Below are 16,099 nucleotides of genomic sequence, written 5' to 3'. Positions count from 1 at the left end.
GGAAGGTCTGCACAAATGAGTGCTGACCATGGTTGGGTGTGCTGACATGACCAGAAAGGCGGCTGGGCGTACCTTTGGCAGGTGTTTTGGGCGCGTTTCGCACCCATTTCCCATGCAGCAGACGCACTCATGCCTGGCTCCCCGGCAAACGCTTGCGGACCATCCACAGGTTGGCCAGCGCAAACAGCGTGTGCAACTGCGCCGTGTTCTTGGCCAAGCCGCGATAGCGCACCTTCACATGGCCGAACTGGCGCTTGATGACACGGAACGGATGCTCCACCTTGGCGCGGATGCTGGCCTTGATGCGTTCGACCTGATCGGTCAGCGCATCTACCGGATCGGTTTTGTCCAGCAACTTGCGCTTGCCTGGTCGCATGGCCACATGCCACTTCACATCTACTTTGGCGTCAGGTCGCTTGTGGGCACCCTGGTAGCCCGCATCGGCGAAGACATCCGTTTCTTGTCCGTGCAGCAAGCTGTTGGCTTCGACCACGTCGTTGACGTTGCCCGAGGTTCCACGCACGGTGTGCACCAGGCCCGAGTCGGCGTCCACCCCAATGTGCGCCTTCATGCCGAAGAACCACTGCTGGCCCTTCTTGCTTTGGTGCATCTCCGGGTCACGCTCACCGCTGGCGTTCTTGGTCGAGCTCGGTGCTGAGATCAGCGTGGCATCGACCACCGTGCCGCTGCGCAGCATCAGACCCTTGGCCCCCAGCAGCAGGTTGACCGTGGCCAGGATGCGCTCGGCCAGCTTGTTCTTCTCCAGCACATGACGGAAGCGCAAGATGGTGCTCTCGTCAGGCAGTCGGTCGTCCCAGCCGCCCAGGCCGGCGAAGTCGCGGAACAGGGGCATGTCGTGCAGCGCTTCTTCCATGGCCGGGTCGCTCAGCGTGAACCACTGCTGCATGAAGTGGATGCGCAGCAGCGACTCCACCGGGAACGGCGGGCGGCCGCGTTTGCCCTCGGGCATGAATGGCGCGATCTGCGCCACCAGGTCGGACCACGGCACCACCCGGTCCATCTCGTCGAGGAACTCCCGACGGCGCGTGCGCTTCGTCGAGGTTCCCAATCCAAGGCTGCTCTGCTTCATGGGCTCAATCGTCTCAGGCAATCACGCTGGCGCCAAGCACATGTCCAGGCGGTTTATGCAGACCATCCCTAAGGAACAATTCTGGCCACGATGGGAATTTTCCTTAATATCAGAACAGATAGATGAGAAACGGCAAACACCAAAATGACTGTCAGTGGAACCGTAAAAATTTCACCCAAATCCAAATCCAAAATATCAACACCCAATCTCCCCTCCGCAAGCAAATAGAGATACATGGCGTGAATCAGGTAAACACCAAAACTCGTCGATGATAGTGAACTCACAGCAGCCAACACTGCCGGATGGCGAAAAAAATCAAACCGCGTCACCGCATATTTAATGACAACAAAAGCAGAACAGGAAGCAAGAATAACGTTTGGCGTCAAGTAACCATAAAAATATCCCACAAACTTCCCATCATTCTTGACAGTCAGAAAGTAAGTGACAATGGCTGCGAAAAAGGTGCTGGTCACAAAAAGGACAACCGCTCCCCTCATCACTCCAACCGACACAAGGCGACGGGAAAACAAATACCCGACGACCAAATATCCGGACATACCGGACACCCCCCGCAAGTCAATGCGACTACTTAGCCCAGTAAGCCACTCAGACAGTGGAATCAAGGCCGCGGCGAGGAACCATAAAGCAACGTAGTACTTCAAATACGATTCTGGCGCATGGCAAACAATCACCCTCAAAATCGGCACAAACAAATATAAACCGATGATTGCATACAAAAACCATAAATGGTAATAGACCGGGGTCAGCACCATACTATATAGTGAGTAAAAAGATAGTTGCGCAGACGCCTCAAAAAACACACGCCAAAACAAGTAAATGAAGGACCACACAACCAGCGGCAAGAACACCTTCTCAAACCGCTTCTTTACGAATACTCTTACGCCTTCGTCCTTACCCAATAGCAACGCCCCGGAAACCATAAAAAACAGTGGCACACTTATTCTTGCCAGTGAATCATACAAATTCCCAGCCCACCAGTCCACATCATTTAACTTTCCGTATTTATCAAGCAATGGTGCCGCGGAGTGCAGAAGCACCACGCAGAATGTGGCAAACACCCGCACATAATCCAACCAAATGGAATTAATTCTTGCAACCATATGCAAACAGAAAAACATCAGTCATCACACACCCCGCTCACTGGAAAATTGACACAATTCTCAATAACGTCACTTCAAAACAGATCGAAGCAATCTAACTAAAGAAGTCAATTTGGCCCTCTCTTCAAAGCCACCTTCCGCTTCAACTTTGTCAAGCGCCCACCAGATTCGGGACGGCATCTTCAACCATCTCGCATAACGAATTCCAATATTCGCAACATCAGCCCTCAATTTCGAATCATTGGCCAAGTAGAGTCTTAACCAAATGTCAGGCCACTCGATATCAACTCTATTGTTGAAGTATCGCAACTCAAGATCTTTCTCGCCCCGCAATGTCTCATACACCATGGCTGCTGCTTTCAGGGCATATGCACGCTGCTTCGTAAAACCAAAATTTACAGAAATTCCGCCTGGCGACGGTTCATAGTCAAGAAGAACCTCTTCAACTTTCACGAATGAACCTTCCGCCGCGAGGTGAATCTGAAACGCGTAATCGTTCGCGGCTTTGAAGCTTGAAGGAATATTGATGCACCTGCGCGCATACTCCCGACGTACGGCCAAGTTCATCCCAACAGCCAGAGGCCAGCACTGCCTCAAATACCGGTTAAGCACGTCATCAACGACATGAACGCTGCCATCAAGGGGGCGTCCCGTCTCTGGGGAAATGATGGTGTCCTGATTGGTTGGTGATGCTGTCACGCCATAAGCAGCGACACATTGTGGATGTGCAACCAGCGCATCATGAAGCCGACGTAGGCGTTCTGGGCGAGACACGTCACCTGTGTCGTTGAACACAATGATGTCGCCACTGGCTGCAAAGACCCCTTCTCGCCTCGCTACCGCCGCGCCAGCGTTTGTCTGCCTGATCACTTTGACGGGCAGGCCGTAGGCTGCTGCAACTTCATGTGAACCGTCCGTTGAGCCATCGTCCACCACGATGATCTCGCCTGGCGACATCGTCTGCGCGAGCAAGGCGTCAATCGTCTTGGCAAGCTCATGTGCCCCGTTATAACAAGGCATCACAACAGAGATTGTTTGCGCGTTGGTGCTCATTGTTGCGCTCAGGTCACCTGGCTTGCATCACTTTAATTAGCGCTTGTGTGGACTGCCTGTAGAGATTGTTTGCAAACCGCACATAGCCAATGAAATGAGCGAATCTGACGTCTTTCAGCGTTCCTTTAGGCGTTCGATAGTCAGGAAATGGCAATACTTTTGCACCGTTCGAATTTGCCACTAGGTAGTTGCTGGTAATTTGTTCTGTACCCCACTCATTCCATCTGGATTGACTGATTTCTCGCATTTTCTTTAAAAAATCAATCATTTTATTCCTCATATGCTCATCCACAGGAAAACCTGTGAAACCAGCACACCCTCGAACATACAAGCTCATACCCAATCCAGCCTTGTTCATGCGCTTCTCCGCAAAGGCCTGTATATGCTTGTCGCTCCAATTCTTCGACAACTCCGCCGCCTCGCCCAATGTCAACAATGGTTGATTTGGGTCTTCACCGATCACAAATCCAGTGTTGGTGCTTACTGAGTTCACCACCTCAGCAATTCCCCCGATGGTGACGGTATCGGCATCAAGCTGAACGGTGTATACGGTTTTGGCATACTCTGTGATAGCGGACAAACGCTCCCAACAGCCGCCGACAGGAATTTCTGGCATCCTGAATTCAGCTGCATCCCTCAATTCCACGTGGGGCACATGCTGTTTGAAGATCTGTCGCTCCGTGTCACCAATCGTCGGATCGCAAACAATCACAATCCGTTGTGGATTTGCCTGCTTGGCGAACGACTTGATGGCAACCAGGTATGGCAAAACATCTCTCTGGTGAACCATCGACAGGACAATAAACGGCAGTTTCCCAGGCACCAAAGGCGGCGTGTTCAACACCCCCTTCACAACCTGTTCGTACATCCATTTCTGATATTTCGTGTTGAGCTTGTTTTTCAGCTCATTGAAAGTGACCACTTCAGTTACCCCTGTCTTGCTCGTAATGCACAACACCGCCTTGGCGGGAGCGAATTCTTCCGCTTACCTCATTTCCAACCAGAATGGCACTGGACTCAGGAAAGCGCACATCAATGCCGTAGGTGTTCGAAATCCGATTCCTCGCAATCAGAATTTGATTTGCTTTATTGATGTACACACCAAAATCGTTGCAGTGCTCAATTTTGTTATCAATCAAGACACCATCTGAGAATTCAGTGATGCATTTGCCATCTCGGCAAAATGCCGCACCTGTGCCGCCGCCACCGAATGACACCCCCACCCTTGCGCCTTCTTGCGAGATGTTGTTCTCGGTGCAAGCAATGTGATTGTTCTCAATCACGCCCGCATGCCCCCCACCCTTCATGAACACGCCGTAGGAGATGCCATTGCTTCCCCACTTGATAAAGTGTCCGATGTAGTTATGGGTTACGCGCCAGCGGTTCGCCCCAACGATGTCAATCGGTGTCACGGGTGTTTGAGTGCGGCGTGGACTGCTGTTGCGAAGGGTGTTGTATTCGATCAGGCCGTCGTCTGGCCATTGGCGGGGTGGATGTCCGTTCACTTTCACATGGGCATTGAAGTTTTCCAGGCGGTTGTTTCGTATAACCGTGCCTGTCGCCGCGCCGGATACATGAAAGGCGTGCTCACAATAGTCATGTACGCTGCATGTTCCTTTGATGACAAGGTCTTCAAAGATCCAGTACGGTTGGGTGATGTGAAACCCTTCAATCGCGCCTGACTCAATGACGGCTGCTCCCGGTCGAATGCCGCGAACCGTGATGGGTTGCAAGGGGGTGCCGCCAACGGGGGTACCCATGTTGCGTTTCATCACGTACACACCTTGGTTCAACTCGATCACGTCGCCCGGCTGTACGTTGGCAATCGCATGGTTCAGTTCGTCAAAGGTGCTGACGCTAATGATCCTTGTGCTCCTGGCCATGACGCTGCCGGCCTTGGCACTTTGTGCGAGGGAGAGCGGCCTGCCATCAGCATCAAAGCGCTGCGCCGGCAAACGAATGGAGCGAGGGCCAACGTTCGGGTCCGGTGTCACACCGTGCACAGGACGCTCAATCATTGGGCGCACAACCTTGAAAACAGGCTTGCTGATCCATTCGAGCTTGGGGTGTCCCTGCAACCTGCGCTCCGCGTAGCGCATCAGCTCACCAGGGCTGCGATCCAGCTTTACATAAGCAACCACACCGACCACCAGGGTCATGCTTGTCAGCAAAACCGCAGTCACAAAAAGCCATCGCCGCTTTGCCTGCTGCGCGGTGTGCCGTACGCGGGGTGTGCCTGAGTTGGGCTTGGGCATTCTCATCGCTCACATCACGGTTTGGTACGTGCGCACGGTGGCATCACAGCACTTGCTCGAATCAAACTGCGTTCTCACGGTTTGACGAGCGCTGTTACGCATTGATGCGCCACGTGCATCCCCCGTGTGTGCCAAATCAATCGCCTGGCGCATGACGTCGGCCAGTGAGTCAGCATCCCTTGGCTTGAAGAGCAATCCGTTTTGGTTGTTCGTAACAACCTCGGTGGCAGCACCGAATGCGGGCGCAATGAAGATGCACCCGGCATCCATCGCTTCCAGCATCACAAGGCCCAGAGGCTCTGGCTCTGTTGATGCCGAGATGACCACATCCATCTGAGGCAGACACCTGGCCACATCGCTCACTTTCCCCAGAAAGTGAACCCTGTCTGTGACGCCCAACTGTTGCGCCTGCCTGATCAAGCTGTCGGCATACTCTTGGTCACCTCGCTCTGGGGTGCCTCCAACGAGCAGAAATGCCACGGGTTGGCCGGTTGCCCCCAGCCTCTTCACGGCGTCAATGAACAGGTCCTGCCCCTTCCAGGAGACGAGCATACCGATCATTGCCACCAAAACGGTTTCAGGGGGCAGACGCAGACTTTGCCTGATGTCAGTTGTCGGAGCAGGTGTGTTCGCGTCGAGCGTGGTCAACTCGACAGCATCGTAGATTTGCCGGATCTTGAACGCTGGGACGCCCAATCTCAGCAAGTCACCAGCCAACCATCTGGAAACAGGAACGAACACCGAAGCCCCGTTCAACATCCATGAATGCGGCGCAATGTGCGTCAGCGATCCGCGTACGTGCTGAACATACGGAATGCGCAAGAGCTTCGCCACCAGCATGGCCTCACGGTTGGATGCAGGCTCGTTGTTGCCGTGCATGACGTCAGGACGGATTTTGCTGGCCAGCAACGCGAGCCCGATCAGATAAGGCAAGCGATTGAACAGGTCATCGACACGTCCCAAGCCGAAAAAGAGTGCACGCTTTGCAATGCTCGGCAGGCCGCTTTTGCGAACGCGGTCCGACAGCGCCCGCGTGTTGATGCGACGGTCAGAGATGACATGAGAAGACTGCACCACAGGCCGCTGCTCGAACGGTCCCAGATCCATATTAGTGACCACATGAAACTGGGCGCGATCAGGGTTCATCCCCTCCAGCAAGGTATCGAGCGCTTTGACTGCCCCCCCAAAGCCCGATCCATTTTCAACCACCATGGCCACGGGACGAGCGTGTGGACGGTCACCCAACACACGCGTTCGAACCCGAACGTTACGCATGATCTGCCAGGTCATGCGTGAGGGACTGTGGCCCCAAGGGGTAAAGCGCGGTATCTCGTAAACGGAAGAGCCGGCGCGCGCGGCCCCCCAATGGGTAGAGACAGCATGCTCGTACCCAGCCTTTTTGACAATGGCGACATGCTGCGCGGTGTAATCGACACCTGGGCGGCCATTTGGATAGGCGAATGAACGCACGCACCCGCCGGTGAGATGCTGAAGTGTCTCTCTGACCGCACCAATTTCCTGAGTTGCCAGTTTTTCGTCGCACAAGGACAAGATTGGATGCTGATGAGTATGCGCGCCAACCTCGAAACCCATGCTGTCAAGCTGCCTGAGTTGCTCAACAGTCATGGCTTGTCGAGTCGAGCATTCCACACCGGCAGCTTGCTCAAGTTTCTTGAGCAGGTCGTCTCTGGCAGACAATTCTTGGTACTTCAAGAAGTTTTCAAGAAGCCCGTAGGTGTACCGTCGATCTTGCAACGACGCTAACGGCAGGTCATACAGGCCCAAGCCTGCCAACTGCAAACATGGAGTTCGCATGGCAGCAATGGCTTTGGCCAATCGTTCGTGCCAGGTCGGCAAACCATTGAACTGCCCCGTCGTAATGTAGAAGGTGGCATGCAACCCCCTGCGCTTGAGCAATGGCACGACACCTTCGAACCAACTGGCATAGCCATCGTCAAAGGTCAGACACGCTGCATTGGGGGGCAGCTTATTGGCCTTCAAAGCCTGCGCTGCATCGTGCAGCGGAATGATGTGAAAGCGCTCCTGAGCGTAGTCCAGCAACCGCTCGAAGTCCCGCAACTCCAAATCTGGGGGAACGTCAGGTGAACGAACCGGCACCGCGTGAAACAGGAACACTGACAAGCGATCCCGCGTCAACCACTTAAGCCCGGCATCCAGAACGGGTTCAAGCATGCCCCCCCCCCTTCACTTGCTCTGAGTTCATGTCCTCCTGAGGCTGGTCGACTACATGCCACAGTACTTGCATGAGCATGATCAGATAGTAGGGCAACTCAAAGTAGGCGGCACTCAAGGCAGCTCCGCCCACCATGTAGGCAACGATGCCAGCGGCGATGAAGTTGGCCAGATCACCCGCCCATTCCAGACGTGCCGGATCCTCGCTCACGCGCCTGAGGATACGTCGCCTGTTGTAGAACACGCTGGCCAATGCAGCCATGAACAGCAGAAACCCAACGAATCCGAGATCACCCAACACCTCGAAATAAATGCTGTGCGTCGCCGCAGCATAGCCCGTATCGGGCGTTTCCACAAAACCAAGAAGACCTTGCTTATATCGGAACTGCTCATAAATTGAAACACCCTGCCCCGCGTGAAAACCACCTCCCAAAACGGGATTCTCAAGCGCGATAGCCGAAGCTCGCTTCCAAGCTGTGATTCGCCCCATGAAAGAGCGGTCCTCACCAGCAGTCTTGATCGTATCCATGCGATCAAACCAATTGCTTGGCGCAAACTGCATGGTCAACGTAACCAACATCGCGGCAATGATGACGCCCATGATCTTACGCTTGCTCATGAGAATCAACCAAAATCCGATTGCCATCAAAGTAAGCAGCGCACCTCGTGAATGCGTGGCCAGCACAGCAAAGAATGTTAGAAAGAATACAGCCACAGCGGCCCAGCGAAGCAACCTAGCTTGGGCATAACGATAAATATAGAGAAGCAATGGCAAGGCCATCAGAAGAATCAAAGCATAGTGGTTATTATCACCAAACTTTGGAATGCCATATGCATTGTGGCCGCCACCACTGGCGATGAACTTCAATCCATCCAGTAAACCGTGAAAGCAAACTGCCCCAGCCACCAGCATAACGTAGATGTTGATGCGGTGACGATTGGTGATAAACAGCGGCATGAACATGCACAACAATATTGTTTTCACCATGTTGGTGTAAATAATCCAATTGTGCGGCAAACCAGGGTAGGCAAAGGCGGCGCTAAAAAACCCGTGAACAACGATCAACAGAAATATTAAAACAACCCCACTAGACCGATACACCATACCCTGTCGCATTGAAGGAATCAACACCAGCGCCAAGGTCAGCACCGCAAAAACCTGAACCATTGGTATGGCGGTCATGAAACCATACAAATAGCTATTGATGGCAACCAACCCAGCCCAAGTCCACAGAAGAAATGCAACGAACGCATTCGACAATGCCAAAGGCAGAATACTCAGAAAGAACAGGAAAACGACCAGATCGCGCATTTCAAAACTTGCCCTTCACTGGTTTTGACTTAAGCGAAAGCGATTTTTTAAAATCAAACAATCGCATGACAACACGTTTCTCTATTTTTTTGCCGGTCAAGCGTTTGGCCTGCAACAGCAGCAGGTAAACACTCAGCAACATCAGCAGCATCAGCGAGCCTTCAATCACGTCAACTTCCTCGCTTGTTTGAGCTGTTGTTCATGCAAAATGGACTGAAACAGACTGATCTGCCCCTGCGTGGTGCCTGCCCATGAGAAGTTCTCTGCATGGCGGCGGGTTTCTTCGCGATCCGGCAAGCCGTTTGCCAGGGCTCGCCAGGCACTCACCAACGCTGCCGCAGACCTATCTTCCAGTAGCCGTCCGGCAGTCCTGCTCGTCACCACTTCAGGTGTGCCCCAGATCCTCGTCGCCAGCACAGGCGTTCCGCAGGCCATCGATTCGAGCAGCACATTGGCCCACCCTTCCCGGCTGGAACACAGCACCAGTGCATCGGCCGCGCTATACCACCAGCGCAAGTCAGCCTGAGCAACGGCACCCGCAAAGCAGACGCGGTCTGCCACCCCCAGGCGCTTTGCCTGTGCTTGCAAGTCGGCTCGGTCAGGTCCATCACCCACCACGAGCAACCGCACCTCGGGCAAACCAGGCAACGCATCAATCGCAATGTGGTGCCCTTTGCGTTCGATCAAGTGTCCAACCGAGATCAGGTAACGCGCATCAGGTACCAGGTTTAGCTTAAGTCTGGCAGCCACACGGTCTTCTGGCCGGAACAATTGCAGATCGACACCATTGCGCAGCGCATGCAGCTTGGAGCGGTCAACGCCCATGTCGGCCAACGTGTCCATCAAGGCCTGACATACGCCGATGGACGCACTCGCCGCCTGCGCCGTTTGCATGATGAGCTTGCGCGGCCACGGGTACTGCGGAATCAGGTTGAGATCGGTACCCCGTGCCGTCACCACGAACGGCTTTTTCAGCCACCGCGCCAGCAGCATGGCGGCTACGCCATCGGGGTAATAGTAGTGGGCGTCGATCAAGTCAAAGTCAAACCCTTCGGCAATGAGCCGACGCAGCGTGGGCAAGGCTCCGAGTGCCATCGTGTACGGTGCCACGTTCATGCCAATCTTGGGCGGCAACGCATAGCGCGGGTGAAAAACCTCCACGCCATTGCGCACCTCGTGGCGAGGCGTTGCCGCGTGCTGGGCATACTCACCAAACACCGGATGGCGAAAAGGAAACCACGGCACCGGCGCTACAACCTTGGCCTCCACTTGGCCTGACTGAAGCAACTCGCGCAGACGTGTTTCGACAAACACGCCAAAAATCGGCCGCACGCTGCTGGGGTACAGCGATGAAAACAACAGGATTTTCATCGCAGGATCATGGTTGCACTTCAACGCCACACGCCCTTGGTGTCAATCACCACCTTGTCCTTGATCAGCTCTCGGTCCAAGTCCATGAACTCTTCATGATCGACCAGCAGCAGCAAGATGTCGGCTTTCTGAAGTGCCGTCTTCAAGTCTGTCAAAGGGAACGGGGCTTTCGCCGGGTCCACATTCGGGTCACAGGCCAAGATCTCGCCAATCTGCGCCCCGCGCAAGTGCTGCACGATCTCCAACGAGGGCGATTCGCGCATGTCATCGATGTTGGCCTTGAAGGTCAGCCCCAAGCACGCGATCACCGGTTCTTTGAAGCGCGCGGCCTTGGCACGTACGCGTTCAATCACCCAATGCGGCTTGTCGTCATTGACCTCACGCGCCGTGCGAATGAGGCGAGCCTCCTTCGGGGCACTCGATACGATGAACCACGGGTCCACGGCAATGCAGTGTCCTCCCACACCCGGACCGGGCTGAAGGATGTTGACGCGCGGATGGCGGTTGGCCAGCGAGATGGTTTCCCACACATTGATGCCCAGCTTGTCGCAGATCACGGACAGCTCGTTGGCAAACGCAATGTTGACGTCGCGGAAGGAGTTCTCGACCAGCTTCGACAGCTCAGCGGTCTTGCTGTCCGTCTCGAGAATGGCGCCATTGCAGAAGGTCTTGTACAAGGCCTTGGCCTTGGCCACCGCCGCCTTGGTGGTGCCACCGATGATGCGGTCGTTGTCCACCAACTCGCGCAGGATGTGGCCCGGCAGCACTCGCTCAGGGCAGTGCGCTGCGTGCACCTTGCCCGCCAGCTCGGGCCGTGCTTCGCGCACGATGCGCTCGATCAACTCGGTGGTGCCCACGGGTGAAGTGGACTCCAGAATGATGAGGTTGTCCTCACGCAGATAAGGCACGATGGCCCGCGTCGCTGCCTCGACGTACGACAGGTCCGGCGCCTTCGGGTTGTCCCCCTCGACCTTGAAAGGCGTGGGCACCGCGATGATGAAGGTGTCGCCCTCTTCCGGTACCAATGAGGCACGCAGGTTGCCACTGTTGACGGCCGATCGCACCAGGATGTCCAAATCCGGCTCGATGATGTGAATGCGCCCCGAATTGATGGTGTTGACCGCTGCTTCGTTGACGTCCACACCCACCACAGTGTGCCCCTTGGTCGCCAGCATCGAAGCCGTGGGCAGGCCGATGTAGCCCAGCCCCATGACGATGATCTTTTGCAGTTCGCGTGCCATTCAAACTCTCCCTTGCATATTCGTTAGTGTGTGCACGATGCGCGCCACGGCCTTTCCATCACCGTATGGATTGTGCGCGCGTGACATGGCCTGGTAGGCATCTGAGTCGGTGAGCAGTCGCTCGCACTCACGCACAATGGCCTCCCGCGAGGTGCCCACCAGCTTGACGGTTCCGGCGGCCACTGCCTCGGGCCGCTCGGTGGTCTCTCGCATGACCAGCACTGGTTTGCCCAGCGATGGCGCCTCCTCCTGGACCCCACCGGAGTCGGTGATGATGAGGTGGCTGCGGTTCATCAGGTAAACAAAAGGCAGGTAGTCCACCGGCTCGATGAGGTGAACATTCGACAAGCCCCGTGCAGCCAGAATGTCCTGCACCGGCTGGCGCACATTGGGGTTCAGGTGCACCGGATACAGAATCTCCACCTCAGGGTGGCGCTCGGCCACATCGGCCAGGGCGTGGCAAATGTTCTGAAAGCCTTCCCCGAAGTTCTCTCGCCGATGCCCGGTCACCAGGATCAGTCGCTTGCTGGCATCGAGGAAGCGGAAGCGCTCGGCCAACTCGGTTTGCAGCGTCGCAACGGTTTTGAGCTTGTTCACCACGGCGAGCAGCGCGTCGATGACGGTGTTGCCGGTCACATGGATGCTTGCAGCGGATACGCCTTCCGCCAGCAAATTGGCCTCGGAGGCGGCGGTCGGGGCGAAGTGCAGGTCTGCCACCGCACCGGTGATCTTGCGATTCATCTCCTCCGGAAACGGCGCGTACTTGTCTCCCGTGCGCAGGCCAGCTTCAATGTGGGCAACCGGAATGCGCGCGTAGTAAGCGGCCAGGGTGGTCGCCAGCGTGGTGGTGGTGTCACCATGCACCAGCACCCAATCCGGGCGCTCGGCGGCCAACACCGGACGCAAGCCCAGCAGAATGTTGCTGGTGATGTCGTACAGGTCTTGCCCAGGCTTCATCACGTCGAGGTCGTGCTCGGGCGTGATCTCGAACAGGCGCAAGACCTGATCCAGCATTTGTCGATGTTGCGCGGTTACGCACACCACGGTCTGAAGCCCGGGGGTTGCCTGCAAGGCCTTGACCAGGGGCGCCATCTTGATGGCCTCGGGCCGCGTGCCAAATACCACCATCACTTTCATGCGTGGCTCCCGTTCAGGATGTCTTCGTAAGCTTGCCGGTAGTTGGCGACACTGTTGCGCCAGTTGCGCACAGACTCGACGAACTCTCTGCCGTTGGCCTTCATTTGCGGCCAGCGCTCCGGGTGCGTCAGCATGTCCACAATCGCTTTTGCAAGCGCGGCCTTGTCATCGGCCTTGAAGAGCCAACCGGTCTTGCCATGTTCGATGAGTTCCTTGTGCCCGCCCACGTCCGAGGCCACGAACAGATGCCCTTGTGCCATGGCTTCCAAAGGCTTGAGCGGCGTGACCAGTTCAGTCAAGCGCATGGAGTGTCGCGGATAGGCCAGGACGTCGATCAGGTCGTAGTAGCGGTTGACTTCGGCATGAGGCACACGTCCAGTGAAGACCACGTGCTGCGTCAAGCCCAGCGACTGCACCTGCGCCTTCAACGCCGCCTCCTGAGGGCCCCCACCCACCAGCAGCAGGCAAGCATCCGGACGCGACTTGATCACCTCAGGCAAAGCCGCCACCAGCAGATCCAGTCCCTCATAGGCATAGAACGAGCCGATGAACCCGACCACGGTGCGACCCTGCAGGCCCCATTTCTCCTGCAAAGCGGGATCGGGGGCTTGCGCCAGCTGGAAAGTCTCGACGTCCACGGCATTGGGAATCACCGTCACCTTGTTGGCCGAGACGCCACGCGCCACGATGTCGGCCCGCAGTCCCTCACAGATGGTGAAGACGTGGTTGGCACGGCGAATGGCAGACGTCTCCAACCCACGAGTCAGGCGATAGCGCAAGCTGCCCTCTCGGGTGGTCCCGTGATCCACCGCTGCGTCTTCCCAGAAGGCCCGGATCTCGTACACCACTGGGATCTCCAGTTTGCCGCCGACGCTCAAGGCAGGCATGGCGTTCAGCACAGGAGAGTGAGCGTGGATGATGTCGGGCTTGATGCGCTCGGCCACTTCTTCGATACGGGCCTCGAGCGCACGCATCAGTTGCCACTCACCCACCACGGGCCAGCTGGCACCCCGCCCCTGCGCAGGTTGCGTGCGGTAGAAGGTCAAGCCATCGACCGTCTCTTCGGGCATCGACGTCGCCCCCTGCTTGGGCGAAGTGACATGGAAGGTCTCCCATCCGAGCGCACGCTGCTCCCGCAACAAGGCTGCGGTACGGAAGGTGTAGCCGCTGTGCAGGGGAATGGAGTGATCGAGTACGTGAAGGATGCGCATGTCAACAGCGTTGGAACAATTGATCGTAGTGGGCCACCATGGCATCCATGCCAAAGTCTCGTTGCGCCTGAGCGCGCGCAGCCCGTCCATTGTCGCGGGCTTGCTGTGGATTGAGCATGTAATGCATCAAGGCGTGCGCCATGGCATCCACATCATCAGAAGGAACCAGCCGGCCGGTGATCTCTTCGGTCAACAGGTCGGGTGTGCCGCCCACGGCCGTCGCCACCGAGGGCAAGCCGCAGGACATGGCTTCTTGCAGTGTGCAAGACGTCCCCTCAGTCTGAGACGGCAGCACGAAACAATCGAGGGACTGCAAGACGGTGGCCACATCGGCGCGCGCACCCGGCAACCAGGCGAGGTGACTCACACCCGCGGCAGACAGGATGCGCTCGATCTCGGTCCGCAATGGCCCCTCCCCCACGATGACCAGCCGTGCGTGTTCACGTGCAGTCGGGCACAAGTCCAGCAAACGCACGAAGGCGTGCGCCAGCAAAGGCTGGTTCTTCACGGTCTGCAAACGTCCTACCGTGCCGATCAACCAATGGTGACCCGGCTCAAAGGGGCAGCCTTCGGGACGGGGCTTGCGATGTGCAGGCGGTGAAAACTGGGCGGTGTCCACGCCATTGGCGATCAAGGTGCGCCGATCAGCAGACACGTCAATGCGCTGCGCCAGATACTGGTCCAAATCCTGCGACACCGACACGTAGTGGCTCACGAAGGGTCGGTAAAGCTTGCGCAAACGCTGATACTTGACGTTCTGCCCCTTGGGGTCGCTGGCATCCCAGCCGTGCTCGGCATGGATGCGAACCGGGACGCGGGCCAACCACGCCAGCGGCACCACTTCGAGCGCGGCCAGGTTGCAGGTATGCAGAACGTGAGGGCGGTAGCGCCGGAACAGCTTGTAGATGGCCGGGTACAGCGGAATGGCATGACCTGGCGGTTTGTGCAGACAGACGCGCTCCACACCTGGGGTCTGTATGCGGTCCATAAAGTCTCCCATGTCGGTCAAAGACACGAGACAGTGCTGGTAGCGCTCAGGCGGTAGACGGTTGATCAACTGGATGACGACGTTCTCCAGCCCCCCCATGTGGAAGCTGTACACGAAGTGCATCAGTCGAATGGGCGAAGTGGTACGCATGCTCAAACCACCTTGACAGCCTGCTGGCTGCCTCGCACAAACGTCAACAACCAATACGCCCAAGCCTTGGGATGCCAGAACGAGTGCGCCAGCGCCTGCGCAAAAGCCCGTCTGGCATGCTCCGCCTGACCATGCCAGAAATGCAGGTAGCCATGCCCGAATGCGATGCCAAACAAGCGGCGCTGGAGTTCATGGTCAGACACCACCCGACCGTCCGTACCACGCGCACCGTAACGCTCCAGAGCGCGCCGCAAGATGAGGTATTCGGCATTCTCTGGCCAAGGCTGTCGGGTGATGCTGTCCGCATGGATGCGATACCACGCGACACAGTCATCCAACTGGTCGATGCGGTGCTGACGTGACAGGCGCAGCCAGAAATCGTAGTCGGACCCGGTTCGGAGGGACGCATCAAATCCCTGCGCTGCATCCATGGCAGAGCGACGAACCAGCGCGGTGATGATGTGCACCACGCTGTCCAGCAACAGATCGGCGTACAGGTCGCCCTGCAAGGCCGTTGTTCTCAGCGGCTCGGGTTGCGCTTGCCAACGCCGAGCCGCCACCTCGTACGCATCTTGCGCGGGCGGCTCGGCAAAACGTCCATCGGACGTCCCAGCCTCCCACCGCGAAAACCGCCCGAAAACGGCAGCGACGTCAGGATGGTTCTGCAGGTAGGTCACCTGGCGGAGCAATTTGCCAGGCAACCACACATCGTCAGCGTCGATGAAGGCAATGTATTGCCCCCTCGCATGCTGCAAGGCCAGATTGCGTGCGCTGGCCGGGCCCTGTTGATGCTGGTGCAGCACGCGTACGGCATCGCCATAAGTACTCAAGACACGCAGCGAGTCATCGGTGGAGCCATCGTCCACGGCAACGATTTCGATGGCCTCGTAGCCTTGCCAGAGCACGCTGTTCAAGGCCTGCGGCAGCGTGGACGAAGCGTTGAACACCGGCATGATGATCGTAACCAAGGGCTGCAC

At 56.8% G+C, this 16,099-nt stretch carries 14 protein-coding genes; all 14 read right to left on the bottom strand.

Features of this window, described 5'->3' with window-relative positions:
• Window positions 1–127: 127 nt before the first annotated feature.
• Window positions 128–1,090 carry an IS5 family transposase gene (locus WIT60_RS13940; protein WP_339584180.1) on the bottom strand — a complete coding sequence of 321 codons (963 nt, stop codon included), beginning with the start codon at window positions 1,088–1,090 and terminating at the stop codon, window positions 128–130.
• A 68-nt stretch (window positions 1,091–1,158) separates the two neighbouring features.
• The gene (locus WIT60_RS13935; RefSeq protein WP_339584492.1) at window positions 1,159–2,229 is read right to left on the bottom strand and encodes an acyltransferase; all 1,071 of its coding nucleotides are present in this window, start codon (window positions 2,227–2,229) and stop codon (window positions 1,159–1,161) included.
• A 51-nt stretch (window positions 2,230–2,280) separates the two neighbouring features.
• Window positions 2,281–3,264, bottom strand: a complete 984-nt coding sequence (locus tag WIT60_RS13930; RefSeq protein ID WP_339584491.1) for a glycosyltransferase family 2 protein — start codon at window positions 3,262–3,264, stop codon at window positions 2,281–2,283.
• A gap of 13 nt (window positions 3,265–3,277) precedes the next feature.
• Complete coding sequence (locus WIT60_RS13925; RefSeq protein ID WP_339584490.1) at window positions 3,278–4,186, bottom strand: hypothetical protein; 909 nt, start codon at window positions 4,184–4,186, stop codon at window positions 3,278–3,280.
• A 1-nt stretch (window position 4,187) separates the two neighbouring features.
• A complete protein-coding gene (locus WIT60_RS13920; RefSeq protein ID WP_339584489.1) occupies window positions 4,188–5,519 on the bottom strand; it encodes a right-handed parallel beta-helix repeat-containing protein in 1,332 nt (443 codons plus the stop codon).
• Between the two features lie 9 nt (window positions 5,520–5,528).
• A complete protein-coding gene (locus WIT60_RS13915) occupies window positions 5,529–7,712 on the bottom strand; it encodes a glycosyltransferase (protein ID WP_339584488.1) in 2,184 nt (727 codons plus the stop codon).
• The gene (locus tag WIT60_RS13910) at window positions 7,705–9,024 is read right to left on the bottom strand and encodes a putative O-glycosylation ligase, exosortase A system-associated (RefSeq protein ID WP_339584487.1); all 1,320 of its coding nucleotides are present in this window, start codon (window positions 9,022–9,024) and stop codon (window positions 7,705–7,707) included. Before WIT60_RS13910 ends, WIT60_RS13915 begins: the two co-directional genes overlap by 8 nt.
• A gap of 1 nt (window position 9,025) precedes the next feature.
• Window positions 9,026–9,193 (bottom strand): hypothetical protein, encoded by a 168-nt coding sequence (locus WIT60_RS13905; protein ID WP_339584486.1) that lies wholly within the window; start codon window positions 9,191–9,193, stop codon window positions 9,026–9,028.
• Window positions 9,190–10,395, bottom strand: a complete 1,206-nt coding sequence (locus WIT60_RS13900) for a glycosyltransferase family 4 protein (RefSeq protein ID WP_339584485.1) — start codon at window positions 10,393–10,395, stop codon at window positions 9,190–9,192. The genes WIT60_RS13905 and WIT60_RS13900 overlap by 4 nt, the downstream gene beginning before the upstream one ends.
• Before the next feature lie 20 nt (window positions 10,396–10,415).
• Complete coding sequence (gene wecC, locus WIT60_RS13895; RefSeq protein ID WP_339584484.1) at window positions 10,416–11,636, bottom strand: UDP-N-acetyl-D-mannosamine dehydrogenase; 1,221 nt, start codon at window positions 11,634–11,636, stop codon at window positions 10,416–10,418.
• A complete protein-coding gene (gene wecB / locus WIT60_RS13890) occupies window positions 11,637–12,773 on the bottom strand; it encodes a non-hydrolyzing UDP-N-acetylglucosamine 2-epimerase (RefSeq protein WP_339584483.1) in 1,137 nt (378 codons plus the stop codon).
• Window positions 12,770–13,984, bottom strand: coding sequence for a TIGR04063 family PEP-CTERM/XrtA system glycosyltransferase (locus WIT60_RS13885; RefSeq protein WP_339584482.1), 1,215 nt, complete (start codon window positions 13,982–13,984; stop codon window positions 12,770–12,772). The genes wecB and WIT60_RS13885 overlap by 4 nt, the downstream gene beginning before the upstream one ends.
• A gap of 1 nt (window position 13,985) precedes the next feature.
• Window positions 13,986–15,122, bottom strand: a complete 1,137-nt coding sequence (locus tag WIT60_RS13880) for a TIGR03088 family PEP-CTERM/XrtA system glycosyltransferase (RefSeq protein WP_339584481.1) — start codon at window positions 15,120–15,122, stop codon at window positions 13,986–13,988.
• A 2-nt stretch (window positions 15,123–15,124) separates the two neighbouring features.
• Window positions 15,125–16,090, bottom strand: a complete 966-nt coding sequence (locus WIT60_RS13875; protein ID WP_339584480.1) for a glycosyltransferase — start codon at window positions 16,088–16,090, stop codon at window positions 15,125–15,127.
• Window positions 16,091–16,099 lie beyond the last annotated feature (9 nt).

It is taken from the genome of Aquabacterium sp. G14, assembly GCF_037482285.1.
GTDB lineage: Bacteria > Pseudomonadota > Gammaproteobacteria > Burkholderiales > Burkholderiaceae_C > Aquabacterium.
Note: the sequence above shows the minus strand (reverse complement) of the source record. Positions and strands in the feature narration are given on the sequence as shown.